Source organism: Peribacillus sp. NPDC046944 (assembly GCF_050272735.1).
Classification (GTDB): domain Bacteria; phylum Bacillota; class Bacilli; order Bacillales; family DSM-1321; genus Peribacillus.
The window spans coordinates 1-18750 of sequence record NZ_JBNNML010000003.1 but is presented as its reverse complement, the minus strand read 5'-3'; the positions used below and the strand labels follow the sequence as shown (position 1 = coordinate 18750).

Genomic DNA, 18750 nt, shown 5'->3' with positions numbered 1-18750 from the left:
GGAGTGTCATCTGACATTCCCTTTTTTTTGAATTTATTTGGATCAACTTTCCATTTTATGTAACCATTTCATTGGTAAATTCGTCTGTTTTATAGGAGGGATTTTGTATGAAGCTCGTTATGGGAAAGTCTTTTATCTTTTTATTCCTTTTTTTCATTCTGGGAAGCTGTCAATCCTTCTCTGAAGAGCAACCCCATAAGTCCATTGGCAAGGGAGAAGAAGGATTCATTACAGATTTAGATGATAAGCGGATTCTGATAAAAGGGACGTATTACAAGGTGAAAAATCATACGTATATACAAGATGAACATGGGGCAAAGCTCAGTTATTCAGACTTGGCAATCGGGATGAAAGTTAAACCATGGTACGGTGGAGAGGTCGAAGAATCATTTCCTTCGAAAGCGGATGCAGAATTGATACGGATTTTAAAGGATGAAGAGAGTCTAGAAGAGCAAAAGGCCGTAACTGCTGCACTTGAGCATGTGACTAAAGCTCCTAGTCAGCGTTTCATGGTTCTTGAAATCATTCATTTTCCTTCCGAGCATGTATACAATATTGAAATGATGAATCGCTCCAACTTGGACGCATCATTTACTGTGACCGTAGACGATTCTACTGAAGAAATCTTATATCTAAAATAATAACAGGGCAGAATCAAATAGATTCTGCCCTGCTTCGTTTTAGTCTTATGTTTTTTTATAAAGTTTTTGCACCCAGGTATTTTGGCGCCCAATAGGAGTTATTCATATCGGTGATGGTAATTCCTTTAGAAGAGGAAGCATGAATGAACTGATTGTTTCCAATGTAGATTCCAGCATGGGAAACACCCGTCTTTCCAGAAGAAGTATCAAAGAATACAAGATCGCCTTTTGATGGCGATGATACTTTCAATCCGGTATTCGCATAAAGCTGGGATGTTGTCCGTGGTAGGGTAATTCCTTGTGATTTTTGGAATACATAATAGATGAACCCCGAACAGTCAAATCCTGCTGGTGTCGTGCCAGCCCATTTGTATGGTGAGCCTATCAATGTTTTTGCATAATTAATCATGCTTGTATTATTGACATTATAAACACCGAGCGCATTGAAGGTATTTCTTCCTGCAATCCCATCGGCAGTCAATCCTTTAGCTTTTTGAAAGTTTTTTACGGCAGTTGTTGAATAGGCTCCGTAGTAAGTAGTCAGTGAACCAGTATATGTGAAATAACCTTTAGTTTTTAATAGGGTTTGTAGTTGTTTGACATCACTATGTGTCATTCCGGGTCTGAGGGTTTGATCTCCAATATTTGCAAACGCCTGAAGTGGGGTCAGCATTAATGCAGAAGCAACAGCAGCTGAGGCAATCCATTTCTTCATGTATCTCATTTCCTCTCTCTATCTCTCTATTCTTCTTTAACAATATTATCCTACAATACCATTGTGACAATCAAACCAGTTTTTGATTACATTTTCATTACAAAAAATAAGTAATAATACTTAGTGAAAAAACATAGAAAACGTTTTTCTTGAATAGTAAAAGGGTTAAAAGCCACGGTTCCCATTTTGGGCAAGATACCAACTAATTATATTTGTGAAAACTAGTTGGATATAATGGATTACTTTTAAAATAAAGGATTTTTATGGGTATTTAAAAGAGTCCCATAAAAAGGTGGAAATTTGTCATGAAACTTCCATTGAATGCGAACGTTTATTCGTTTAGAATGAGGGATATAATATAAAAGCGAACATATATTCTATGTAGGGTGAAGAAAAAATGGATTATAGCATGATGCCGAAACAATCAATTATGTGTATTGATATGAAAAGTTTTTATGCTAGCTGCTCAGCGGTCATGCATGGATTGGATCCGCTCGAATGTTATTTGGCAGTGGTGGGTGATAAGAATAGGGAGGGGAGCATTGTGCTTGCGGCTTCTCCAAAGCTAAAGAAGGAATTCGGTATAAAAACAGGTTCTCGGAAGTTTGAGATACCGAAAGATCCGCGCATTCTAGTCGTTGAACCCAAAATGGCCACTTATTTGAGAGTTTCGACGGAGATTACGCGCTTGTTTCACCGCTATGTTCCAAAAGAAGCGATTCATGTATACAGTGTGGACGAAAGTTTTTTGAAAGTTGATGGAGCGGCTTCTTTATGGGGGGATGCCTGGAATATTGCCAGGAAAATAAAAGATGACATTGAAAGGGAATTACAGATTCCAAGTGCAATCGGGATTGGGCCGAACATGCTGATGGCGAAGCTTTCTCTTGATCTCGAGGCCAAACATACAGGAATAGCTGAGTGGACATATGAAGACGTACCAGCTAAGCTTTGGCCGATTTCTCCGCTTCGTGAAATGTGGGGGATAGGAAGGAGGGTGGAAAAGACCCTTCATGGCATGGGAATATTCACTGTCGGGCAACTTGCCAATTATGACCTTCAATTGCTTGAAGCGAAGTTCGGGATTATGGGCAATCAGCTTTATCATCATGCCTGGGGAATCGATTTGTCAGATCTCGGGGCGCCGATCATCGAGGGGCAGGTCAGCTTTGGTAAAAGTCAGATTTTACTCCGTGATTACAAGGAAGAACACGAGATCAAGCAGGTTATGGTAGAAATTTGTGAGGAAGTCGGAAGAAGGGCTCGTACCCATAGGAAGGCTGGACGGACGATCAGTCTGAGCATTGGTTATAGTAAGGATGAGTTTGGCGGTGGGTTTCATCGCTCCCGTTCGATTGAGGAACCGACAAATATCACAATGGAATTGTATAAAGTCTGTCTTGAACTTTTTCATGAAAACTATCATAAGCAAAAAACGGTTCGTAGCGTTTCGGTCACACTCTCGAATATTGTGGATGATAATGAGATGCAGCTGACTTTATTTGATGCTTCACGGTGGAAAAAGCGGGAATTGAGTTATACCGTTGACCGCATTCGACATAAATATGGTTCAAAATCACTGTTGCGCGCGGTTTCGTATACGAAAGCCGGGACGGCCGTTTATAGAAGCGGATTGCTTAGCGGGCATAAGGCTTGACAAAGTCGTCAGAGGAGGAAAAAAGAATGATTCATGATCGGGGGCGTATCAAATGGACATCCATGATGCTACCGGAGCATGTGAAGATGTTGCGGGATTGGGTGGCGGAGGATAGCCATGAAGCAAGACGCATTCTCGATGAACAGCAGTTTGAAGAAATGAATGCTGTGATGGGGGAAGCGATGGAAGAAGGTAGAGAGGTCACGATTGCCTATTATGACAGAACCCGATACCAGCTTTTAATCGGAAGCATTCATTATTATGATGAATGCTTGCAAAGACTTCATATTATTGACCATTTTCAGCAACCACATTATATTCAACTTTCCCATATAGCGGATGTAAGATTGATGGAATAAGAATGGTGGGATTATCCCCATGGATGCACAAGAGTGCGGGAAAAGGACAGGGGTCCTTTCATCGTTTATAATGGGGGAATGGAACGAATAGGGGGAAATGAGATGTACATTGAATGGACAGATAGAGCAGCCGAAAAACTTTCCGATAAAATACAGGGAAAAGAAGGACATTTACAGTTGAAATATGATACAGATGGCTGTGGTTGCGTAGTAAGTGGCGTGACAGCTCTTTGGCTCGTTGACGAGCTTGAGGAGGATAATCAAAAAGTGGAAACCAATGGAATTCCCCTTTATGTCGAAAAATCTAAAATGATTTTTCTCGATGATATCATGACAATAGACTTTGTGGTCGAAGCAAACTGCTTTCAGCTAAAAAGCCCGAATCAAATCTTGAATCCAAGGATGAGTTACTTTAATAAACTCTAAAAAAAGCAAAGGGAGAATCCCGATAGTCGTGAGATTCTCCCTTTGTCTATTTCAATACAAGCTGTTCGAGAAATTGGTCGATCCGTTCCTCATATTCCTTGGGATTAGCATTATATGATTGTGCGTGAGCCCCGTTTTTTGCGAGGTAAAGTTGTTTTGGTCCTTTTTTTGCTTCATATAATTCAAGTGTCATGGAAGCGGGAATGAAAGTATCAGGTTCACTATGAATGAACAGCACTGGTTTTTCGATAGTACTAATGAAATCTATCGGTGATACTTCGTTCGTCCAATATCCATCACGAAGTTTGATGAACATGCGCCCAAGTGGAAAGATGCTCCAGGTTGGAAAAGGGATTTCCATACCGATTTGATGTTGAATTTGCTTTTCAAAATTGGAAAATGGACAATCGGCAATATAAAAATCTGCTCCATCTTCAAGCATGCCCGCATATAGAAGAAGGGTCACAGCCCCCATGGATTCACCATGAATGCCGAAGAAAAGATCTGAACCTTTACGTTTTTTTAACTCGTCAATCACGGCTTTCAAGTCGAATTTTTCATAATGTCCATAGCTGCTTGTTTTCCCACCGGAGTCTCCATGACGACGGTGATCATAGATGACCGCATTGAATCCACGCTTAAGGAAAATGTTCATGTACTTGATCGAGTTCGTTTTATTTTCTGTCACGCCGTGAGCAATAATGATCCACTTATTCGTAGGATGCGGTTCAATAAACATGCATTTCAAGGAATACCCAGATGGAGAAGGTACCCAGATTTCGCTTTTAGGCAGGGTATCAAAATCCTCTTGAATGAACCGTTTAGCCAAGACTTCACGATCTTTGATGAAATCATCTTCCTTCTTCTTCATGTACATGAGCCGATTAGAAAAATAAATACCGATGCCGACCATATACGTCAAGATGCCGGCAATTGCGAGACCCCATTTTTTCATGGTGAACCTCCTTGTTTTTAGTTTATTTTACCATGTTGAAAAATAAGAAAATACTGTTAAGAAATCGTCACGGGTAAAACCGGAGTCATGGTATAATAATGTATAATGTCAGGGGGTTTTAAGGATGAAAAAGAAACAGCCGCGCAATCAAAATCAAAGTAAAAAGCAAGATAAAGAAGCATCGTCATCATTGAAACTTGGTGATATGCTCAATCAAGATATCATGTCGCAGCTTCGCCAAAAACAAAAAGAATTAAACGATGCGGAACAAGAGAAGAGAGCAGCAGAAGAAGAAAAGAAACGTCAAGAAAGAAAACAGCGTGAGAAAAATAAATCATTCGAAGAGCTGTTGGGTGAAAGTGATCTTAACTGGAAAAACTATAAATGATTTTAATGAAATCGGGATGTTTATTATGACCCGACCAAAAAAACGATAAATGGAAAGCATCTTCGTTGGTACCCATGTACTTATAACGGGGATGTTTTTGTATGAGGAAAATGACATGGAACAAATTAAATTCCTTCGTAATTCTGTTTGGATGGCCGAATCGCTTTATTTTATAAAGCATAACGATTATATTAAAAGTAAGTTTGATAGGTACCCGCTTATCGAATGGACTACTATTAGTTGGTGATGAAATGGAAAAAAGAATAGAATCTGTACTGGAAAATCAACTATGCTTCCTTCTATATGCAAATTCGAGGGAAATGACCAAGAAGTATAAACCACTACTTACCAAACTTAACGTAACGTATCCTCAATATCTCGTTCTGCTTTTACTATGGGAGCAAGACACGCTTACAGTGAAGAAATTAGGGGAGTTACTTGCACTTGATTCAGGAACGCTCACTCCCATGTTGAAACGGATGGAGCAGAATGGGCTCATTGTTCGTGAACGGTCCACTAAAGATGAAAGGTCTGTCATGATTCAGCTGACTCGAAAGGGACTTGATTTAAGGGAAGAAGCCTGTTTCATTCCTGAACGCATTTCGGATATGTCCGGTGAAGATAAGCAAGTGGTTGAGGATTTGAAAGCGTCGCTGCTTCAACTATTAAAAACCTTGCAAGCACTTTGAAGGAATAGAAAAACGCCTGGGTTCACTTCAAACCCAAGCGTTTTTTTGTGAAATTGCTTTATTCTACTTCAATTTCAATGGCAACATCCACATTGCCGTTGATTGCTTTTGAATAAGGGCACATTTGGTGAGCTTTATGAACGAAAGTTTCAAATGAATTTTTATCGATTCCTGATCCCTTTACGACTAATGTTACAGCCAAGCTGTATTGATGCATATCACCCATCAATAAACTGACATTGGCTGTGACGTTTGAAGTAAATGTAGCACCTTCAATCTTTCCAACCGATTGTAAAGCACTATCAAAACAAGCAGCATATCCTGCTGCAAAAAGCTGTTCAGGATTAGAAGCTTCAGGCATCTGTTTAGCCCTTGGCGTTCCGGGCATTGCAATATCAACCGTAAAGTTTCCATCAGCTGAAATGGCCGTTCCTTCTCTTCCACCATCAACCGTTACGGACGTCGTAAATAGTGTTTTTGTCATTGTTTATCTCCCCAATCTTTTCATTTAGATTGTGCACAATTGAATTTTATAATATTAATTAAGAAATAGCAACAGAAAAGATCTTAGAAAGAACTCACCCTACACTTTTGCAGCTGAGTTATTTAAAAGTGTAGGGTATGACTCCCGGAATAAAAAAAAGCTATCCAACCGTAGGTGTACGGAAAGGATAGCTTTGCAGAGAAATGATTGCTAGTCTTTAAAGGGTGTTCAGGTTAGATTTATTCCCGGTGGTTTGCATATTTGCTTGCTTTGGTGAGTTGCTTCAACAGATCAAGTTCATCTTTTGAAAGAGAAGGGCTGTTGGCAGCCTGACAGTTTTCGCGAAGCTGTTGCACCGTGCTCGCCCCGGCTACGGCAGATGCAACGCATTGGTTCGATAATACATATTGCAGAGCCACAGCATTCAGCTTCTTGCCGGAAATCTCCTCTTTTAATTGTGGAAGTAAGTCCTTGAGTGCTTGATAGCTATAATCGAGGTAGCCGTCCTCACTAGCCTTGTTAAGCATTTTTTCACTTAGCAGCCCTTTGGCGAGAGGCCCCCGAGCAATGATGCTGACCTGCTTATTTTCCAAAAGTGGCATCCACTCTTCCGGACGGCGGTCCAGAAGGCTGTACTGCATCATCACGGAATCAATATCTGAATTCTCGACAAATGCCTTAATTACATTGGGCCGAATCGATGATATTCCATAGTACCGAATCAAACCTTCTTTTTTTAAGTCCTCAAAGGCTTCAATCGTTTCCTCCAAATTATCTTCAATCGTACCGCCATGCAGCTGATAGAGGTCAATATAGTCGGTGCCTAGTCTCTTTAGGCTGTCTTTTACGGCCGTCTTGATATAGTCACCGGATGGATCCCAGCTCCAGCCTTCTTTATTCTCCGTCCAGCGGTTTCCGACTTTCGTTGCTATGTACACTTGATCGCGAACTGGCTTTAGGCTTTCTCCCACAATTTCCTCGTTCACTCCAAAATCATATAAGTCAGCGGTGTCGAAGTAATTGATGCCTTCATGTAAAGCAGCCTTCACAATTTCGGCTGCCTTTTTTTGATCGGTTCCCAAAGACATGCATCCAAGTCCAATTTCGGATACAAGCAAATCCGAATTTCCTAATCTGCGTTTTTTCATGTTATCCTCTCCTTTATATCTTCATTGTAAAGGAGGAATCATTTTCACTCAAAGATTTCACTTGATCCTTTTTAAGGGGTGAGGTTCTTGTCGATGGATATCTGCAATCCAGTCATTGACATAAACATAGTCACTTTGTAGACTTTTGAGTTTTTGAACAATCTCCCAACTCTTTCCGGAGAAAACAATGCCATTTTCGAACACATGAATTTTCATCAAATCGCCCTCCATCCCTAGTATGGTAAAATGTATGAAGAATCATGCTGTAATTAGAACAGAGGAGTGGACAAGTTGAAAAAATTCGAAGAGAAAACATTATCAAGCAAAAAGATATTCACGGGTAAAGTAATCAATTTACAAGTGGATGATGTCGAGCTTCCTGATGGGAAAACGAGTAAACGAGAAATCATCAAGCATCCCGGGGCAGTCGCAATCATCGCTCTTACAGCTGAAGATAAGATCATCATGGTCGAACAGTACCGTAAAGCGTTGGAGAGAAGCCTGGTTGAAATTCCAGCAGGTAAGCTTGAAAAAGGGGAGGAACCCGTTCGGTCGGCAGAACGTGAACTTGAGGAAGAGACGGGCTATGAATGTGAAAGAATGGAGCATATCATCTCTTTTTATACGTCTCCAGGCTTTGCGGATGAGCTAGTCCATCTCTATTTGGCCCACAATTTGAAAAAGAAAAAAGATGCGGCACCATTGGATGAAGATGAGTTTGTCGAGGTGATCGAGCTGACATTGAAGGAAGCTCAAAACTATCTGGATGAAGGGAAGATCCAAGATGCCAAAACGGCCTACGCCGTACAATATTTGCAGTTGAAAAAGGCGTTGAATGAATAAATGAAAGAATACTATGCTGATTTCCATATTCATATCGGCAGGACGAGAAGTGGGAAGGCGGTTAAGATCACCGGAGCTAAAACGTTGACCTTCAGCAACATAATCGAAGTGGCAAGCGAACGAAAAGGACTCGATATGATAGGGGTTATAGACTGCCATTCTCCTGAGGTTATTGAAGAGATAGAAGCTGGAATTCACAATGGGGAAATTACGGAAATGGAGGGTGGCGGACTTCATTATCGGAACCTCACCATCATCCCAGGGTCGGAAATTGAAATATATGACCACAATTGCCATGGACCGATTCATGTTCTTGCCTATTTTCCAAATATGGAAGTGATGAAGAGGTTTTCATCATGGATGAGTAATTATGTGAAAAATATTACGTTGAGTTCCCAGAGGATTTATTGTGACGGGCGAAAGTTGCAAGAAACCGTCAAATCCCTTGGAGGGCTGTTCATCCCTGCGCATGTTTTCACCCCCTTTAAAAGCTTGTACGGTAAAGGCGTAAAGGAAAGCCTGGCGGAAGTGTTCGATCCGAAGCTCATTGATGCCATCGAACTTGGTTTAAGCTCGGATACCTATTTGGTGGAGGACATAAAAGAATTGAAATCGTATACCTTCCTGACGAATTCGGATGCCCACTCCCTTGGAAAGATAGCCCGTGAATATCAAATGCTATTGCTTCAAGAACCGAGTTTTACAGAGTTGGAAAAAGCGCTTAAGGAAGAAGAAGGTCGTAAAGTGACAGCCAATTATGGATTGAATCCCTTATTGGGTAAATATTATCAAACCGTTTGCGGAAGTTGCCTTCATAAAATGGCCATAAATGCTGAGGCATGCAGTGAATGCGGAGGCAAGAAGATCATTAAGGGAGTTTCCACACGTATTGCCGAATTATCCGTTTCTGGAAAAGGGGAGGAAAAGAGGTCCCGACCGCAGTATATTCATCAGGTTCCGCTTGATTTCATTCCGGGCCTTGGCCCGAAGTCCATGGACAGACTGCTGGGGGCCTTCGGAACAGAGATGAATATCCTTCATGAGGTGACTCTCGAACAGCTTTCAGAGGTCGTTCCATTGAAATTAGCCCACTTTATAGATTCCGCAAGAAAAGGGATATTGGGTTTTGATGCAGGAGGAGGCGGCAAATATGGGAAAGTTAAGATGTGATAACACAGGCTTTCCCGATATAAGCTTTTCAAAAGGCATTTCTAGATGGAAGTGCCTTTTGTGCTTGTTATAGATATCACTTGGTAGCCATTAGTCTTTTTGTGAAATAGAAAAGGGATTCATTTAACACTTTGTATAATGACTAAAAAGCCAGGAAGTTACACAATAGGAATAGGAAATAAATCATAATAAGGAAGTGACACGAATATAGGCGCAACATGAAGGCGTAAACTCGCGACTGAAATTCCGAGTTTAATTATCTGAGTATTTTGTGAGTTTGTGGGTGACGGATTACATAAAGGAAATGCTTCACCCCTACATTATATAGTAAAATCTCGAACAATTAGGAGGAGTTATAATGACTGAAACAATAAAAGTAAAAGAATTATCTCATTTTATAGGCGGTCAAATGGTTGCAGGACAAAACGGGAGATTTTCGGATGTATTCAATCCTTCAAGTGGAGAAGTCATTGCGAAAGTACCGTTAGCTTCGATTGAAGAAGTAAAGGGAGCCATTGATAAAGCCAAAGCTGCATTTCCCGCTTGGCGTGACATGTCCGTAGCAAGGCGTGCGGATATAGTGATCAAGTTTCGTAACTTGCTTACGGAACATACAGATGCCCTAATTGATCTGATTTGTACAGAAAGCGGTAAAACGGCAGAAGATGCAAAGGGCGAGATTACCCGTGGAATAGAATCTGTGGACCTTGCCATTGGAGCGCCCCATTTAGTGAAAGGGGAATATTCCGTCAACGTCGGTGGACAGATCAATGTCTATTCGGCGAAGTACCCACTTGGCGTCGTAGCAGCCATTTCTCCATTCAACTTCCCAATCATGGTGCCACTGGCCCAGACGAGCATGGCAATTGCTGTAGGCAATGCAGTCATTCTGAAAGCTTCGGAGCGAGTTCCGATGACAGCTTTATTCGTGAGTGAATTATGGAAGAAAGCAGGATTGCCGGACGGTATTTGGACCGTTATCAATGGTGATAAGGACGCTGTCAATGAATTATTGAGAAATCCAGAAGTGGAGGCAATCTCCTTCGTGGGCTCTACGCCGGTGGCTCAATATATTTATGAGACGGGAGCGAAACATGGTAAGCGTGTGACGGCTCTTGGTGGCGGGAAGAACAATATGGTTGTCATGCCTGATGCGGATTTAGAACAAGTGGCAAACTCTTTTATTGGAGCTGCATATGGAGCTGCATCCCAGCGTTGCATGGCCATTTCAACGCTCATGCCTGTTGGAGAAGAAACAGGGGATCGTTTAATAAAGATTTTAAAAGAAAAAATCGGCGCATTGAAAGTGGGCTCTTACACAGACCGGGAAGTTGACTTCGGACCTGTTATATCCCAACAATCAAAAGAGTCGGTAATTGCTGCGATTGACAAGAGCATTGAAGAAGGTGCAACGGTAGTGTGTGATGGACGGGAATTAGACATCGTGAAAGAATCCAGTGGTTTCTTTGTCGGCCCGACATTAATTGACCATGTAAAGCCAGGAATGGATATATATGAACAGGAAGTGTTCGGACCCGCCCGTAATGTTGTTCGGGTCGCTTCACTAGAAGAAGCGATTAAGCTGATCAACGAACATGAGTTAGGGAATGGTGTCACCATTTTCACCAATGATGGAGCGGCAGCTCGGAAATTCACAACGGAAATAGACGTTGGGATGGTAGGAGTTAATGTCCCGATTCCAATCCCTGTCGGCTACCATAATTTTGCTGGATTTAAAGGGTCTAGATTCGGTGAAGGTCATATGTTCGGACCAGACCAAGCCCGTTTCTTTACAAAAACAAAAACTGTCTCAGAACGATGGTTGACATCGTCCGCCAATACGGGGTCGACATTTGCCTTTCCAAGCAATAATGATTGAAGATTGAAATACAAAGAATCCCTGAAACTATTTTAGGGATTCTTTAGGTCCTTTTAATGAAGCTTCATAGAAAGAGAGTTAATTGGAACGTAAAGTATGGAAAGCCAAAGAGGATTAGTTTTGCTTTTTAAAGCTAATGGAGAGAGTCCTGACAGGGAAATCTGATGCTGCCAGGGCTCTTTTTAGTTTATTGTTTTTGCATAAATGCAAGTGTCTCGTAATGTCTTGCCGTCGGCGCTTAAAGCATCATTATGTAAAATCCCTTCCAGGGTAAATCCAAGCTTTTCAGGAATCCGTTTGCTGGTAAGATTGTTGGGATCACAACGGATTTCAATTCTCTTGGCCCCATAATGATTAAAGGCGAATCTTGTTAACCTTTCTACCACTTCAGTTATATATCCTTTGTTCCTGTATTCCGTATCGATCCAATAACCGATTTCAAACTTGGGGATGTCCCAGTTAATTCGATGGAGGCCAGTGGAGCCTATGAATTGACCGTCTTCTTTCCTATAAATATGGAGTCTAATATCTTCTTTTAAGATAAAATCAGCATATGCTTTCAGGACATTCTTTTCTGAAGCTTCTATTGATGGTTCTTGCTGGGCAAACGGAAGCCATGTCTTCAACTCGTTTCGTGAACGGACTATGGCTTCATATACGTCAAGTCCATCTCCCGGTAGGCAAGGTCTTAAATATAAGCGAGAAGTTTCAATTTTTTCTGGAAAATCCATTAGTATAGCTTTCATATTACCCCTCCAAACAACTTTATGGAAAATTATAACACGTCTTTTATGAAAAATGTTCTACGACTCTGTAAATTACGCTTGAATCCTTGTCATAAATAAAACAGAAAAAACATAGATTCTAGTAAGTGGAGTTGGGAGGATAGATAAAAGATGAAAAATAGATCTGCCATACAAAATGCTGTAAGGAAACATGTTAACGAACATTCCTCATTATACGTTTTTATCACTGTACTCTTTTTAATGGGTGTCATTTTTGGTGCTGTTCTCGTAAACAGTTTGAGCTTTACTCAAAAGGAAGATTTGTTCTACTATTTATCACAATTCTTCGGACAAGTTTCCAAAGGGGAATTTGCTTCTTCACACGATATGTTCAGTCAAAGTCTTATGCATAACCTTAAATATATTGGGGTCATCTGGATTCTTGGGGTTTCGGTTATCGGTTTGCCAGTGATATTAGTACTGTTATTTGTAAAAGGTATGGTTGTGGGATTTACGGTCGGATTTTTAGTCAATCAAATGGGGTGGAGTGGATTCCTATTATCATTTGTGGCAATCCTACCGCAAAATATATTCATTGTCCCGATCTTTATCGTGATCACGGTTCTGGCCGTATCGCTATCCATGAAGATGATCAGCCGCATTTTTCTTAAACAGGTTCGGGAGCCTTTAAAGCCGATTATTTCCCGCTATGTTTTTTCCTTGATCTTGGCTGGGGTATTTTTAATTGCAGCAGCTGCATTTGAAGCATATTTATCCCCTTCCTTAATGAAAAATGTCGTAAGCTTCTTGGGGTAATGAAGGATAGCTACGCATTCATCATGATTTTTTTGCTATTAATAAGGAAATCTATTTTGACAGTTTTCCCTCATTTGATATAATGTATAAGATAGCGGCGCGGGAGGGAATATTGGTATGGAAATAGAAAATAGAATTGATAGAATAAAAAAGCAGTTGCACTCGTCCAGCTACAAATTAACGCCTCAGCGAGAAGCGACCGTCCGCGTTTTACTTGAGCACGAAGAGGATCATTTAAGCGCAGAAGACGTTTACCTCCTTGTCAAAGAAAAGTCGCCGGAAATTGGATTAGCAACGGTATACCGTACGCTAGAGTTGCTGACTGAATTGAAAATAGTAGATAAAATTAACTTTGGAGACGGAGTTTCCCGTTATGATTTAAGACAAGAAGGCGCAGCGCATTTCCATCATCATCTGGTTTGTGTGGAATGTGGAGCGGTAGATGAGATCCAACAAGACTTACTTGAAGACGTGGAAGCCATTGTCGAGCGTGACTGGAACTTCAAGATAAAAGACCATAGATTAACCTTTCATGGCATTTGTCATCGATGTCATGACAAAGTCGAAGATAAAGATGAATAAAGTCGGACCTTCTCCCCTACCTGGAGAAGGTTTTCTGGTTTTAAAAGAAAATAGTTTGCCTGTTTAACCTGGGTTAGAAATAGATAGAACTTTTTTTCCTCTTCTTTACCGAAAGATGTATAAAACTTGTCCCGATGGGCATAGATTGATACAAAGTGCTCGGATAGGGAGGGGAAAGCATGAAAACGTCATTGAAGCTAGTTTTACATACAGCTAAAGTGATGATACTCTTCGTTAGCTTCACTGTTCTTTTTTACATAGGAATGGTATGGTTAAATCAGGAATATCATAGTTATCATCGGTACGATGAACCAAAAGGCACAGCTGTCAAAGTATCAAAAGCTGTTGATACAGGTGATGATGCATGGTTTGAACGCTTAATGTTGTTTTATTTAAACGGGGAGTAATGAATATGGAGAATCAAATTAAGGATTTCATTCATTTTTTGACCATTGAAAAGGGTCTTGCCAAAAACACACTCGTCTCGTATGAACGTGACTTGAAATCATATTGGGCCTATTTAATGAATGTAGAAATGATTACCGATTGGAATGACTCACGTCGGGCAAACATCTTACACTTTCTTGCTCATTTGAAAGACCAAGGGAAATCGTCGAAAACCATTGCCCGCCATATTGCTTCAATCCGATCCTTCCATCAATTTCTCCTTCGTGAAAAGGTGACTGACCAGGATCCAGCTCTACATATAGAAACACCCAAACCTGAAAGAAGCCTTCCAAAGGTGTTAAGCATGGAAGAGGTGGAAGCCTTATTGGAAGCCCCAAAGGTAATGAACGAATATGGATTACGTGACAAAGCGATGCTTGAACTGATGTATGCGACAGGAATGCGTGTCAGTGAATTGATCTCAATGGATGTGAGCGATGTACATGCGACGATGGGTTTTGTCCGTTGTATCGGAAAAGGGGATAAAGAAAGAATCATCCCTATCGGACAAACAGCACTGGGGGCCATCGGGAATTACTTGGATAGTGCCCGTGGTGAATTTGCCAGTCCAAAGCATCGGACGGATTCACTTTTTTTGAATCACCATGGAAACAGGTTGACGAGACAGGGATTTTGGAAGATCTTGAAAAAACTCGTGAAAGAGGCGAGAATCGAGAAGGAAATTACACCGCATACACTAAGGCATTCTTTTGCCACACATCTTTTGATGAATGGAGCAGATTTACGGGCCGTTCAGGAGATGTTGGGGCATGCGGATATTTCGACGACTCAAATCTACACACATATTACGAATGTTCGGATAAAAGATGTGTATTCTAAATTTCATCCAAGAGCTTAGAAATTAGTAGATTGAAAGTGTAGGAGGAAAGGCCTCCTGCACAAGTAATGGTGAATCAGCCATCAGGAATAGGTGGCCCAATTTATTGGACCATGATAAGCTGAAACTATAAAAATCTTTTTTAAAATTATGAGTCTGTTTTTCTATATAAAGATTAAGGTACATAACAATTGTCTAAAACGATTGGTATCGTTTACAATAAAGAGGTCAGACTTCTGACGTTTCGGTTATGGTAGGTTAAGTGGACAATAAACGGGGAATATAAAAGGGTATAATACTATTTATTGGAGGGAATTAGCATGGAAAAAAATTCAGCATTTAAACGCATTTTTGTAGTTGTCATGGACTCAGTTGGGATTGGCGAAGCACCGGATGCAGATTTATTCGGTGATAAAGGAGCAGATACACTTGGCCATATCGCTGAGAGAATGAATGGATTGAACATGCCGAATCTTTCTAAAATGGGTTTAGGCAACATCCGTGACATTAAAGGTATCGCAAAAACAGAGCAACCGATTGCTTACTATACAAAAATGAAAGAAGCGTCAACAGGAAAAGATACGATGACTGGCCATTGGGAAATAATGGGTCTTAATATCACAACACCATTTCAAGTATTTCCGAACGGTTTCCCTGAGTTATTAATCAATGAACTTCAAGCGAAGACGGGACGTTCAATCATAGGGAATATACCTGCAAGCGGAACGGAAATCATTGAAAGACTTGGCGAAGATCACATGAAAACGGGAGCTTTAATTGTGTATACATCTGCTGATTCTGTTTTACAGATTGCCGCTCATGAGGACGTAGTCCCATTAGACGAGTTATATAAAATTTGTGAAATTGCACGTGAGTTGACGATGGCTGATGAATTTAAGGTTGGACGCGTTATTGCAAGACCTTTCATTGGAGAGCCAGGAAGCTTCAAAAGAACACCTAACCGTCATGATTATGCATTGAAGCCATTTAACAGAACGGTAATGGATGAAATGAAAGATGCTGGGTTGGATGTTTTGGCAATTGGGAAAATCTCGGATATCTTTGATGGTGAAGGAGTCACCGAATCATTACGTACAGTCTCCAATATGGACGGAATGGATAAATTAATCCAAACCATCGATCAAGACTTTAAGGGATTAAGCTTCTTGAATCTAGTGGACTTCGATGCCTTATATGGTCACCGTCGTGATCCGGAAGGCTACGGAAAGGCTTTGGAAGAGTTCGATGCTAGAATGCCTGAAGTCATAGAGAAGCTGACAGAAGATGACTTGTTGATCATCACAGCCGACCACGGGAATGATCCGATTCATGAAGGTACAGACCACACTCGTGAGTATGTTCCATTATTAGTTTACTCAAAACGTTTCACAAAAGGCACGGAGTTACCAGTAAGAGATACTTTTGCTGATATTGGTGCAACAGTTGCCGCTAACTTTGATATAAAGATGCCTACATATGGGAAAAATATTTTAGGCGACGTGAAATAAGGGAGGGTAAATATGTTTAATAGCATTGAAACAGCTGCTGAATTTATAAAGAATAAAGTGGAAGGGACTCCAGATATAGGCTTGATTCTTGGATCTGGTCTTGGGGTATTGGCAGATGAAATTGAAAACCCGATAATTATCCCTTATCATGAAATCCCGGAATTTCCCGTCTCGACTGTAGAAGGACATGCAGGTCAGCTTGTCATCGGAAATCTGAGTGGCAAACAGGTTGTAGCCATGCAAGGTCGTTTCCATTTCTATGAAGGATACTCAATGGAGAAAGTCACTTTCCCGGTACGTGTGATGAAACTGCTTGGTGTTGAAACATTAATCGTAACCAATGCTGCTGGAAGTGTGAATAAAAGCTATGCACCGGGAGATCTGATGATCATTACGGACCATATCAATTTAATGGGAACTAACCCATTGATTGGTGCAAATGAAGACCGCTTTGGTCCTCGTTTCCCTGATATGTCAGAAGCTTATAATAAAGAATTGCGGGCAAAAGCTAAGACGATCGCTTCTACGCTGGGCTTGGATGTAAAGGAAGGCGTCTATATTGGGAATTCTGGTCCTACCTATGAAACTCCGGCAGAAGTAAGGATGGCAAGAGTTCTTGGTGGGGATGCAGTGGGCATGTCCACTGTTCCGGAAGTTATCGTTGCTAGACATTGTGGGATGAAAGTACTCGGGATATCTTGCCTTACAAACATGGCTTCTGGTATTTTGGACCAGCCCCTGTCACACGTGGAAGTTATTGAAACGACAGAAAAAGTAAAAAGCAGTTTTCTGGAGTTTGTTAAGTCGATTGTTAAAGATTTATAAATCGGATTTAAAATAATACAAGTACAGTCGAAACTAAGGCTGTCTTTAAAGAATGGGGAATGACTTATGAGAATGGTTGACTTAATCGCAAAAAAACGTGATGGAAAGACACTTTCCACTGAAGAGATTCAGTTTATTGTGGAAGGCTTTACAAATGGAACGATTCCTGATTATCAAATGAGCGCATGGGCAATGGCAATCTATTTTCAGGAGTTGAACGAGCAGGAGCGTGCTGATTTAACGATGGCCATGGTAGAATCCGGTGATCAAATAGATTTATCGATGATAGAGGGAATTAAGGTCGATAAGCACTCTACAGGTGGCGTTGGTGATACGACCACACTTGTTCTTGGACCATTAGTGGCAGCTGTAGGCGTTCCAGTGGCAAAAATGTCAGGGCGCGGCCTTGGCCATACAGGTGGAACCATCGATAAATTGGAATCCGTTAAAGGGTTTCATGTGGAAATTGAAAATGATGAGTTCATTGAACTTGTCAATAAAAACAAGATAGCCGTTATTGGTCAAAGTGGTAACTTAACTCCAGCAGATAAAAAGCTTTATGCATTACGTGATGTAACGGCTACCGTCAATAGCATCGGGTTGATTGCTGGTTCCATCATGAGTAAGAAAATAGCTGCTGGTGCGGATGCGATTGTTCTTGATGTAAAAACGGGTGCAGGTGCATTCATGAAGACACTTGAAGATTCCGAGAAACTGGCACATGCAATGGTGAGCATAGGAAATAATGTCGGCCGTAATACGATGGCAGTCATTTCAGACATGAGCCAACCTCTTGGTTACGCAATCGGGAACGCTCTTGAAGTTAAAGAAGCGATTGATACGCTTAAAGGGGAAGGTCCGGAAGATTTAACGGAACTATCTTTAACGCTAGGAAGTCATATGGTGTACCTTGCTAAAAAAGCGGGCTCCCTTGAAGAAGCCAGAACCCTGCTTGAAAATGCAATCAAGGATGGTTCAGCGCTTCGATCATTCAAAATCTTCTTGGAGGCACAGGGAGGAGATGGCTCAGTTGTAGAACAGCCAGAAAAACTTCCACAGGCTGCATACACTTTTGAGCTTGAAGCTAAAGAAGACGGATATGTATCGGAAATCGTTGCTGATGAAATCGGTACGGCTGCCATGTTATTAGGTGCTGGACGTGCTACTAAAGAATCGGAAATTGATTTGGCTGTAGGTCTTATGCTTCGTAAGAAAATCGGTGAAACCGTGGCTAAAGGTGAATCACTTGTAACCATTTACAGTAACTTTGAAGATGTTTCAAAAGTAAAAGAGAAATTATACGAAAACATTACAATTTCCAAGGAAAAAGTTGAAAAACCAACGTTGATCTATAAAGAAATCATGGAATAATGATTCGCCAAGCAGGTCACTCTTTTTAATAGAGTGACCTCAGACTGTAGACAAACTCGATGAAAATCGACTTTGCCTACAGTCTTTTTTATTTTAAAATAAAAGTATTAAAACTTGAGGTGATAAAGATGCTTTCGAAACATGATTCTATTCAGCGAGATCAACTTGAAATGATTACTTTGGATCAATTGGTGCCAGCGAACCATTTGGTTCGTAAAATTGAGGCGGCCATTGATTTCTCTTTCATTTATGATTTGGTGAAAGATATGTATTCTGAGGTAGGT

The 18750-nt window shown here is 40.9% G+C and carries 22 protein-coding genes and 1 pseudogene; 17 read left to right on the top strand and 6 right to left on the bottom strand.

Annotated features, from left to right (window positions below; all coding sequences use genetic code 11):
* Positions 1-107 precede the first annotated feature (107 nt).
* Positions 108-641: a DUF3221 domain-containing protein gene (locus ACQKIC_RS05695; RefSeq protein ID WP_402869330.1), complete on the top strand. Its 534-nt coding sequence runs from the start codon at positions 108-110 to the stop codon at positions 639-641.
* A 55-nt stretch (positions 642-696) separates the two neighbouring features.
* Here ACQKIC_RS05695 and ACQKIC_RS05690 read toward each other — a convergent pair whose 3' ends face one another.
* On the bottom strand, positions 697-1356 hold the full coding sequence (locus tag ACQKIC_RS05690) for a C40 family peptidase (protein ID WP_402986141.1): 660 nt from the start codon (positions 1354-1356) through the stop codon (positions 697-699).
* A 397-nt stretch (positions 1357-1753) separates the two neighbouring features.
* Here ACQKIC_RS05690 and ACQKIC_RS05685 point away from each other — a divergent pair, with 397 nt between their 5' ends.
* The 3 genes from ACQKIC_RS05685 to ACQKIC_RS05675 all read left to right on the top strand — a co-directional run bounded on the left by ACQKIC_RS05685 (position 1754) and on the right by ACQKIC_RS05675 (position 3798).
* The gene (locus ACQKIC_RS05685) at positions 1754-3013 is read left to right on the top strand and encodes a Y-family DNA polymerase (RefSeq protein ID WP_427590457.1); all 1260 of its coding nucleotides are present in this window, start codon (positions 1754-1756) and stop codon (positions 3011-3013) included.
* Between the two features lie 26 nt (positions 3014-3039).
* Complete coding sequence (locus ACQKIC_RS05680; protein WP_402869324.1) at positions 3040-3372, top strand: YolD-like family protein; 333 nt, start codon at positions 3040-3042, stop codon at positions 3370-3372.
* A gap of 102 nt (positions 3373-3474) precedes the next feature.
* Positions 3475-3798: an iron-sulfur cluster biosynthesis family protein gene (locus tag ACQKIC_RS05675; protein WP_402869323.1), complete on the top strand. Its 324-nt coding sequence runs from the start codon at positions 3475-3477 to the stop codon at positions 3796-3798.
* 46 nt (positions 3799-3844) lie between these two features.
* Here ACQKIC_RS05675 and ACQKIC_RS05670 read toward each other — a convergent pair whose 3' ends face one another.
* Positions 3845-4753: an alpha/beta hydrolase gene (locus ACQKIC_RS05670; RefSeq protein WP_402986135.1), complete on the bottom strand. Its 909-nt coding sequence runs from the start codon at positions 4751-4753 to the stop codon at positions 3845-3847.
* Between the two features lie 124 nt (positions 4754-4877).
* Between ACQKIC_RS05670 and ACQKIC_RS05665 the strand changes: the two genes are divergently transcribed.
* The gene (locus ACQKIC_RS05665; protein WP_402986133.1) at positions 4878-5141 is read left to right on the top strand and encodes a YqkE family protein; all 264 of its coding nucleotides are present in this window, start codon (positions 4878-4880) and stop codon (positions 5139-5141) included.
* Between the two features lie 251 nt (positions 5142-5392).
* The gene (locus tag ACQKIC_RS05660; protein ID WP_402869313.1) at positions 5393-5830 is read left to right on the top strand and encodes a MarR family winged helix-turn-helix transcriptional regulator; all 438 of its coding nucleotides are present in this window, start codon (positions 5393-5395) and stop codon (positions 5828-5830) included.
* A 58-nt stretch (positions 5831-5888) separates the two neighbouring features.
* Here the strand turns inward: ACQKIC_RS05660 and ACQKIC_RS05655 are convergent, their stop codons facing one another.
* From ACQKIC_RS05655 to mciZ, 3 genes are all read right to left on the bottom strand, one after another.
* The gene (locus ACQKIC_RS05655) at positions 5889-6314 is read right to left on the bottom strand and encodes an Ohr family peroxiredoxin (protein ID WP_402869311.1); all 426 of its coding nucleotides are present in this window, start codon (positions 6312-6314) and stop codon (positions 5889-5891) included.
* Positions 6315-6553: 239 nt separating this feature from the next.
* Entirely contained in the window at positions 6554-7462 is a 909-nt protein-coding gene (locus ACQKIC_RS05650; RefSeq protein ID WP_402869309.1) for an aldo/keto reductase, read from the bottom strand.
* Positions 7463-7519: 57 nt separating this feature from the next.
* On the bottom strand, positions 7520-7678 hold the full coding sequence (mciZ, locus tag ACQKIC_RS05645; protein WP_402869307.1) for a Z-ring formation inhibitor MciZ: 159 nt from the start codon (positions 7676-7678) through the stop codon (positions 7520-7522).
* 75 nt (positions 7679-7753) lie between these two features.
* Here mciZ and ACQKIC_RS05640 point away from each other — a divergent pair, with 75 nt between their 5' ends.
* From ACQKIC_RS05640 to ACQKIC_RS05630, 3 genes are all read left to right on the top strand, one after another.
* A complete protein-coding gene (locus ACQKIC_RS05640) occupies positions 7754-8305 on the top strand; it encodes an NUDIX hydrolase (RefSeq protein WP_402869305.1) in 552 nt (183 codons plus the stop codon).
* Complete coding sequence (locus tag ACQKIC_RS05635; protein WP_402869303.1) at positions 8306-9475, top strand: endonuclease Q family protein; 1170 nt, start codon at positions 8306-8308, stop codon at positions 9473-9475.
* A 358-nt stretch (positions 9476-9833) separates the two neighbouring features.
* The gene (locus ACQKIC_RS05630; protein ID WP_402869301.1) at positions 9834-11354 is read left to right on the top strand and encodes a CoA-acylating methylmalonate-semialdehyde dehydrogenase; all 1521 of its coding nucleotides are present in this window, start codon (positions 9834-9836) and stop codon (positions 11352-11354) included.
* A gap of 182 nt (positions 11355-11536) precedes the next feature.
* Here the strand turns inward: ACQKIC_RS05630 and ACQKIC_RS05625 are convergent, their stop codons facing one another.
* Positions 11537-12100, bottom strand: coding sequence for a GNAT family N-acetyltransferase (locus tag ACQKIC_RS05625; RefSeq protein ID WP_402986131.1), 564 nt, complete (start codon positions 12098-12100; stop codon positions 11537-11539).
* A 150-nt stretch (positions 12101-12250) separates the two neighbouring features.
* Here ACQKIC_RS05625 and spoIIM point away from each other — a divergent pair, with 150 nt between their 5' ends.
* From spoIIM to ACQKIC_RS05585, 8 genes and pseudogenes are all read left to right on the top strand, one after another.
* A complete protein-coding gene (gene spoIIM / locus ACQKIC_RS05620) occupies positions 12251-12895 on the top strand; it encodes a stage II sporulation protein M (RefSeq protein ID WP_402869297.1) in 645 nt (214 codons plus the stop codon).
* Positions 12896-13018: 123 nt separating this feature from the next.
* A complete protein-coding gene (locus ACQKIC_RS05615; protein ID WP_402869878.1) occupies positions 13019-13477 on the top strand; it encodes a Fur family transcriptional regulator in 459 nt (152 codons plus the stop codon).
* Positions 13478-13656: 179 nt separating this feature from the next.
* Positions 13657-13884, top strand: coding sequence for a YqzK family protein (locus ACQKIC_RS05610; RefSeq protein ID WP_402869295.1), 228 nt, complete (start codon positions 13657-13659; stop codon positions 13882-13884).
* 5 nt (positions 13885-13889) lie between these two features.
* Positions 13890-14783, top strand: coding sequence for a site-specific tyrosine recombinase XerD (gene xerD, locus ACQKIC_RS05605; RefSeq protein ID WP_427590455.1), 894 nt, complete (start codon positions 13890-13892; stop codon positions 14781-14783).
* A 299-nt stretch (positions 14784-15082) separates the two neighbouring features.
* Positions 15083-16270 carry a phosphopentomutase gene (gene deoB / locus ACQKIC_RS05600; RefSeq protein WP_407408423.1) on the top strand — a complete coding sequence of 396 codons (1188 nt, stop codon included), beginning with the start codon at positions 15083-15085 and terminating at the stop codon, positions 16268-16270.
* Positions 16271-16282: 12 nt separating this feature from the next.
* Positions 16283-17095 carry a purine-nucleoside phosphorylase gene (locus ACQKIC_RS05595; RefSeq protein ID WP_427590454.1) on the top strand — a complete coding sequence of 271 codons (813 nt, stop codon included), beginning with the start codon at positions 16283-16285 and terminating at the stop codon, positions 17093-17095.
* A gap of 66 nt (positions 17096-17161) precedes the next feature.
* Positions 17162-18466 (top strand): pyrimidine-nucleoside phosphorylase, encoded by a 1305-nt coding sequence (locus tag ACQKIC_RS05590; protein ID WP_402869288.1) that lies wholly within the window; start codon positions 17162-17164, stop codon positions 18464-18466.
* A 128-nt stretch (positions 18467-18594) separates the two neighbouring features.
* Positions 18595-18750 (top strand): annotated as a pseudogene (locus tag ACQKIC_RS05585) (IS5/IS1182 family transposase); the annotation flags it as partial.

What these genes read in the sequence shown, in the direction of transcription:
- ACQKIC_RS05695 (WP_402869330.1), top strand. Translation starts at nt 108, where the DNA reads ATGAAGCTCGTTATGGGAAAGTCTTTTATCTTTTTATTCCTTTTTTTC.
- ACQKIC_RS05690 (WP_402986141.1), bottom strand. Translation starts at nt 1,356, where the DNA reads ATGAAGAAATGGATTGCCTCAGCTGCTGTTGCTTCTGCATTAATGCTG.
- ACQKIC_RS05685 (WP_427590457.1), top strand. Translation starts at nt 1,754, where the DNA reads ATGGATTATAGCATGATGCCGAAACAATCAATTATGTGTATTGATATG.
- ACQKIC_RS05680 (WP_402869324.1), top strand. Translation starts at nt 3,040, where the DNA reads ATGATTCATGATCGGGGGCGTATCAAATGGACATCCATGATGCTACCG.
- ACQKIC_RS05675 (WP_402869323.1), top strand. Translation starts at nt 3,475, where the DNA reads ATGTACATTGAATGGACAGATAGAGCAGCCGAAAAACTTTCCGATAAA.
- ACQKIC_RS05670 (WP_402986135.1), bottom strand. Translation starts at nt 4,753, where the DNA reads ATGAAAAAATGGGGTCTCGCAATTGCCGGCATCTTGACGTATATGGTC.
- ACQKIC_RS05665 (WP_402986133.1), top strand. Translation starts at nt 4,878, where the DNA reads ATGAAAAAGAAACAGCCGCGCAATCAAAATCAAAGTAAAAAGCAAGAT.
- ACQKIC_RS05660 (WP_402869313.1), top strand. Translation starts at nt 5,393, where the DNA reads ATGGAAAAAAGAATAGAATCTGTACTGGAAAATCAACTATGCTTCCTT.
- ACQKIC_RS05655 (WP_402869311.1), bottom strand. Translation starts at nt 6,314, where the DNA reads ATGACAAAAACACTATTTACGACGTCCGTAACGGTTGATGGTGGAAGA.
- ACQKIC_RS05650 (WP_402869309.1), bottom strand. Translation starts at nt 7,462, where the DNA reads ATGAAAAAACGCAGATTAGGAAATTCGGATTTGCTTGTATCCGAAATT.
- mciZ (WP_402869307.1), bottom strand. Translation starts at nt 7,678, where the DNA reads ATGAAAATTCATGTGTTCGAAAATGGCATTGTTTTCTCCGGAAAGAGT.
- ACQKIC_RS05635 (WP_402869303.1), top strand. Translation starts at nt 8,306, where the DNA reads ATGAAAGAATACTATGCTGATTTCCATATTCATATCGGCAGGACGAGA.
- ACQKIC_RS05630 (WP_402869301.1), top strand. Translation starts at nt 9,834, where the DNA reads ATGACTGAAACAATAAAAGTAAAAGAATTATCTCATTTTATAGGCGGT.
- ACQKIC_RS05625 (WP_402986131.1), bottom strand. Translation starts at nt 12,100, where the DNA reads ATGAAAGCTATACTAATGGATTTTCCAGAAAAAATTGAAACTTCTCGC.
- spoIIM (WP_402869297.1), top strand. Translation starts at nt 12,251, where the DNA reads ATGAAAAATAGATCTGCCATACAAAATGCTGTAAGGAAACATGTTAAC.
- ACQKIC_RS05610 (WP_402869295.1), top strand. Translation starts at nt 13,657, where the DNA reads ATGAAAACGTCATTGAAGCTAGTTTTACATACAGCTAAAGTGATGATA.
- xerD (WP_427590455.1), top strand. Translation starts at nt 13,890, where the DNA reads ATGGAGAATCAAATTAAGGATTTCATTCATTTTTTGACCATTGAAAAG.
- deoB (WP_407408423.1), top strand. Translation starts at nt 15,083, where the DNA reads ATGGAAAAAAATTCAGCATTTAAACGCATTTTTGTAGTTGTCATGGAC.
- ACQKIC_RS05595 (WP_427590454.1), top strand. Translation starts at nt 16,283, where the DNA reads ATGTTTAATAGCATTGAAACAGCTGCTGAATTTATAAAGAATAAAGTG.
- ACQKIC_RS05590 (WP_402869288.1), top strand. Translation starts at nt 17,162, where the DNA reads ATGAGAATGGTTGACTTAATCGCAAAAAAACGTGATGGAAAGACACTT.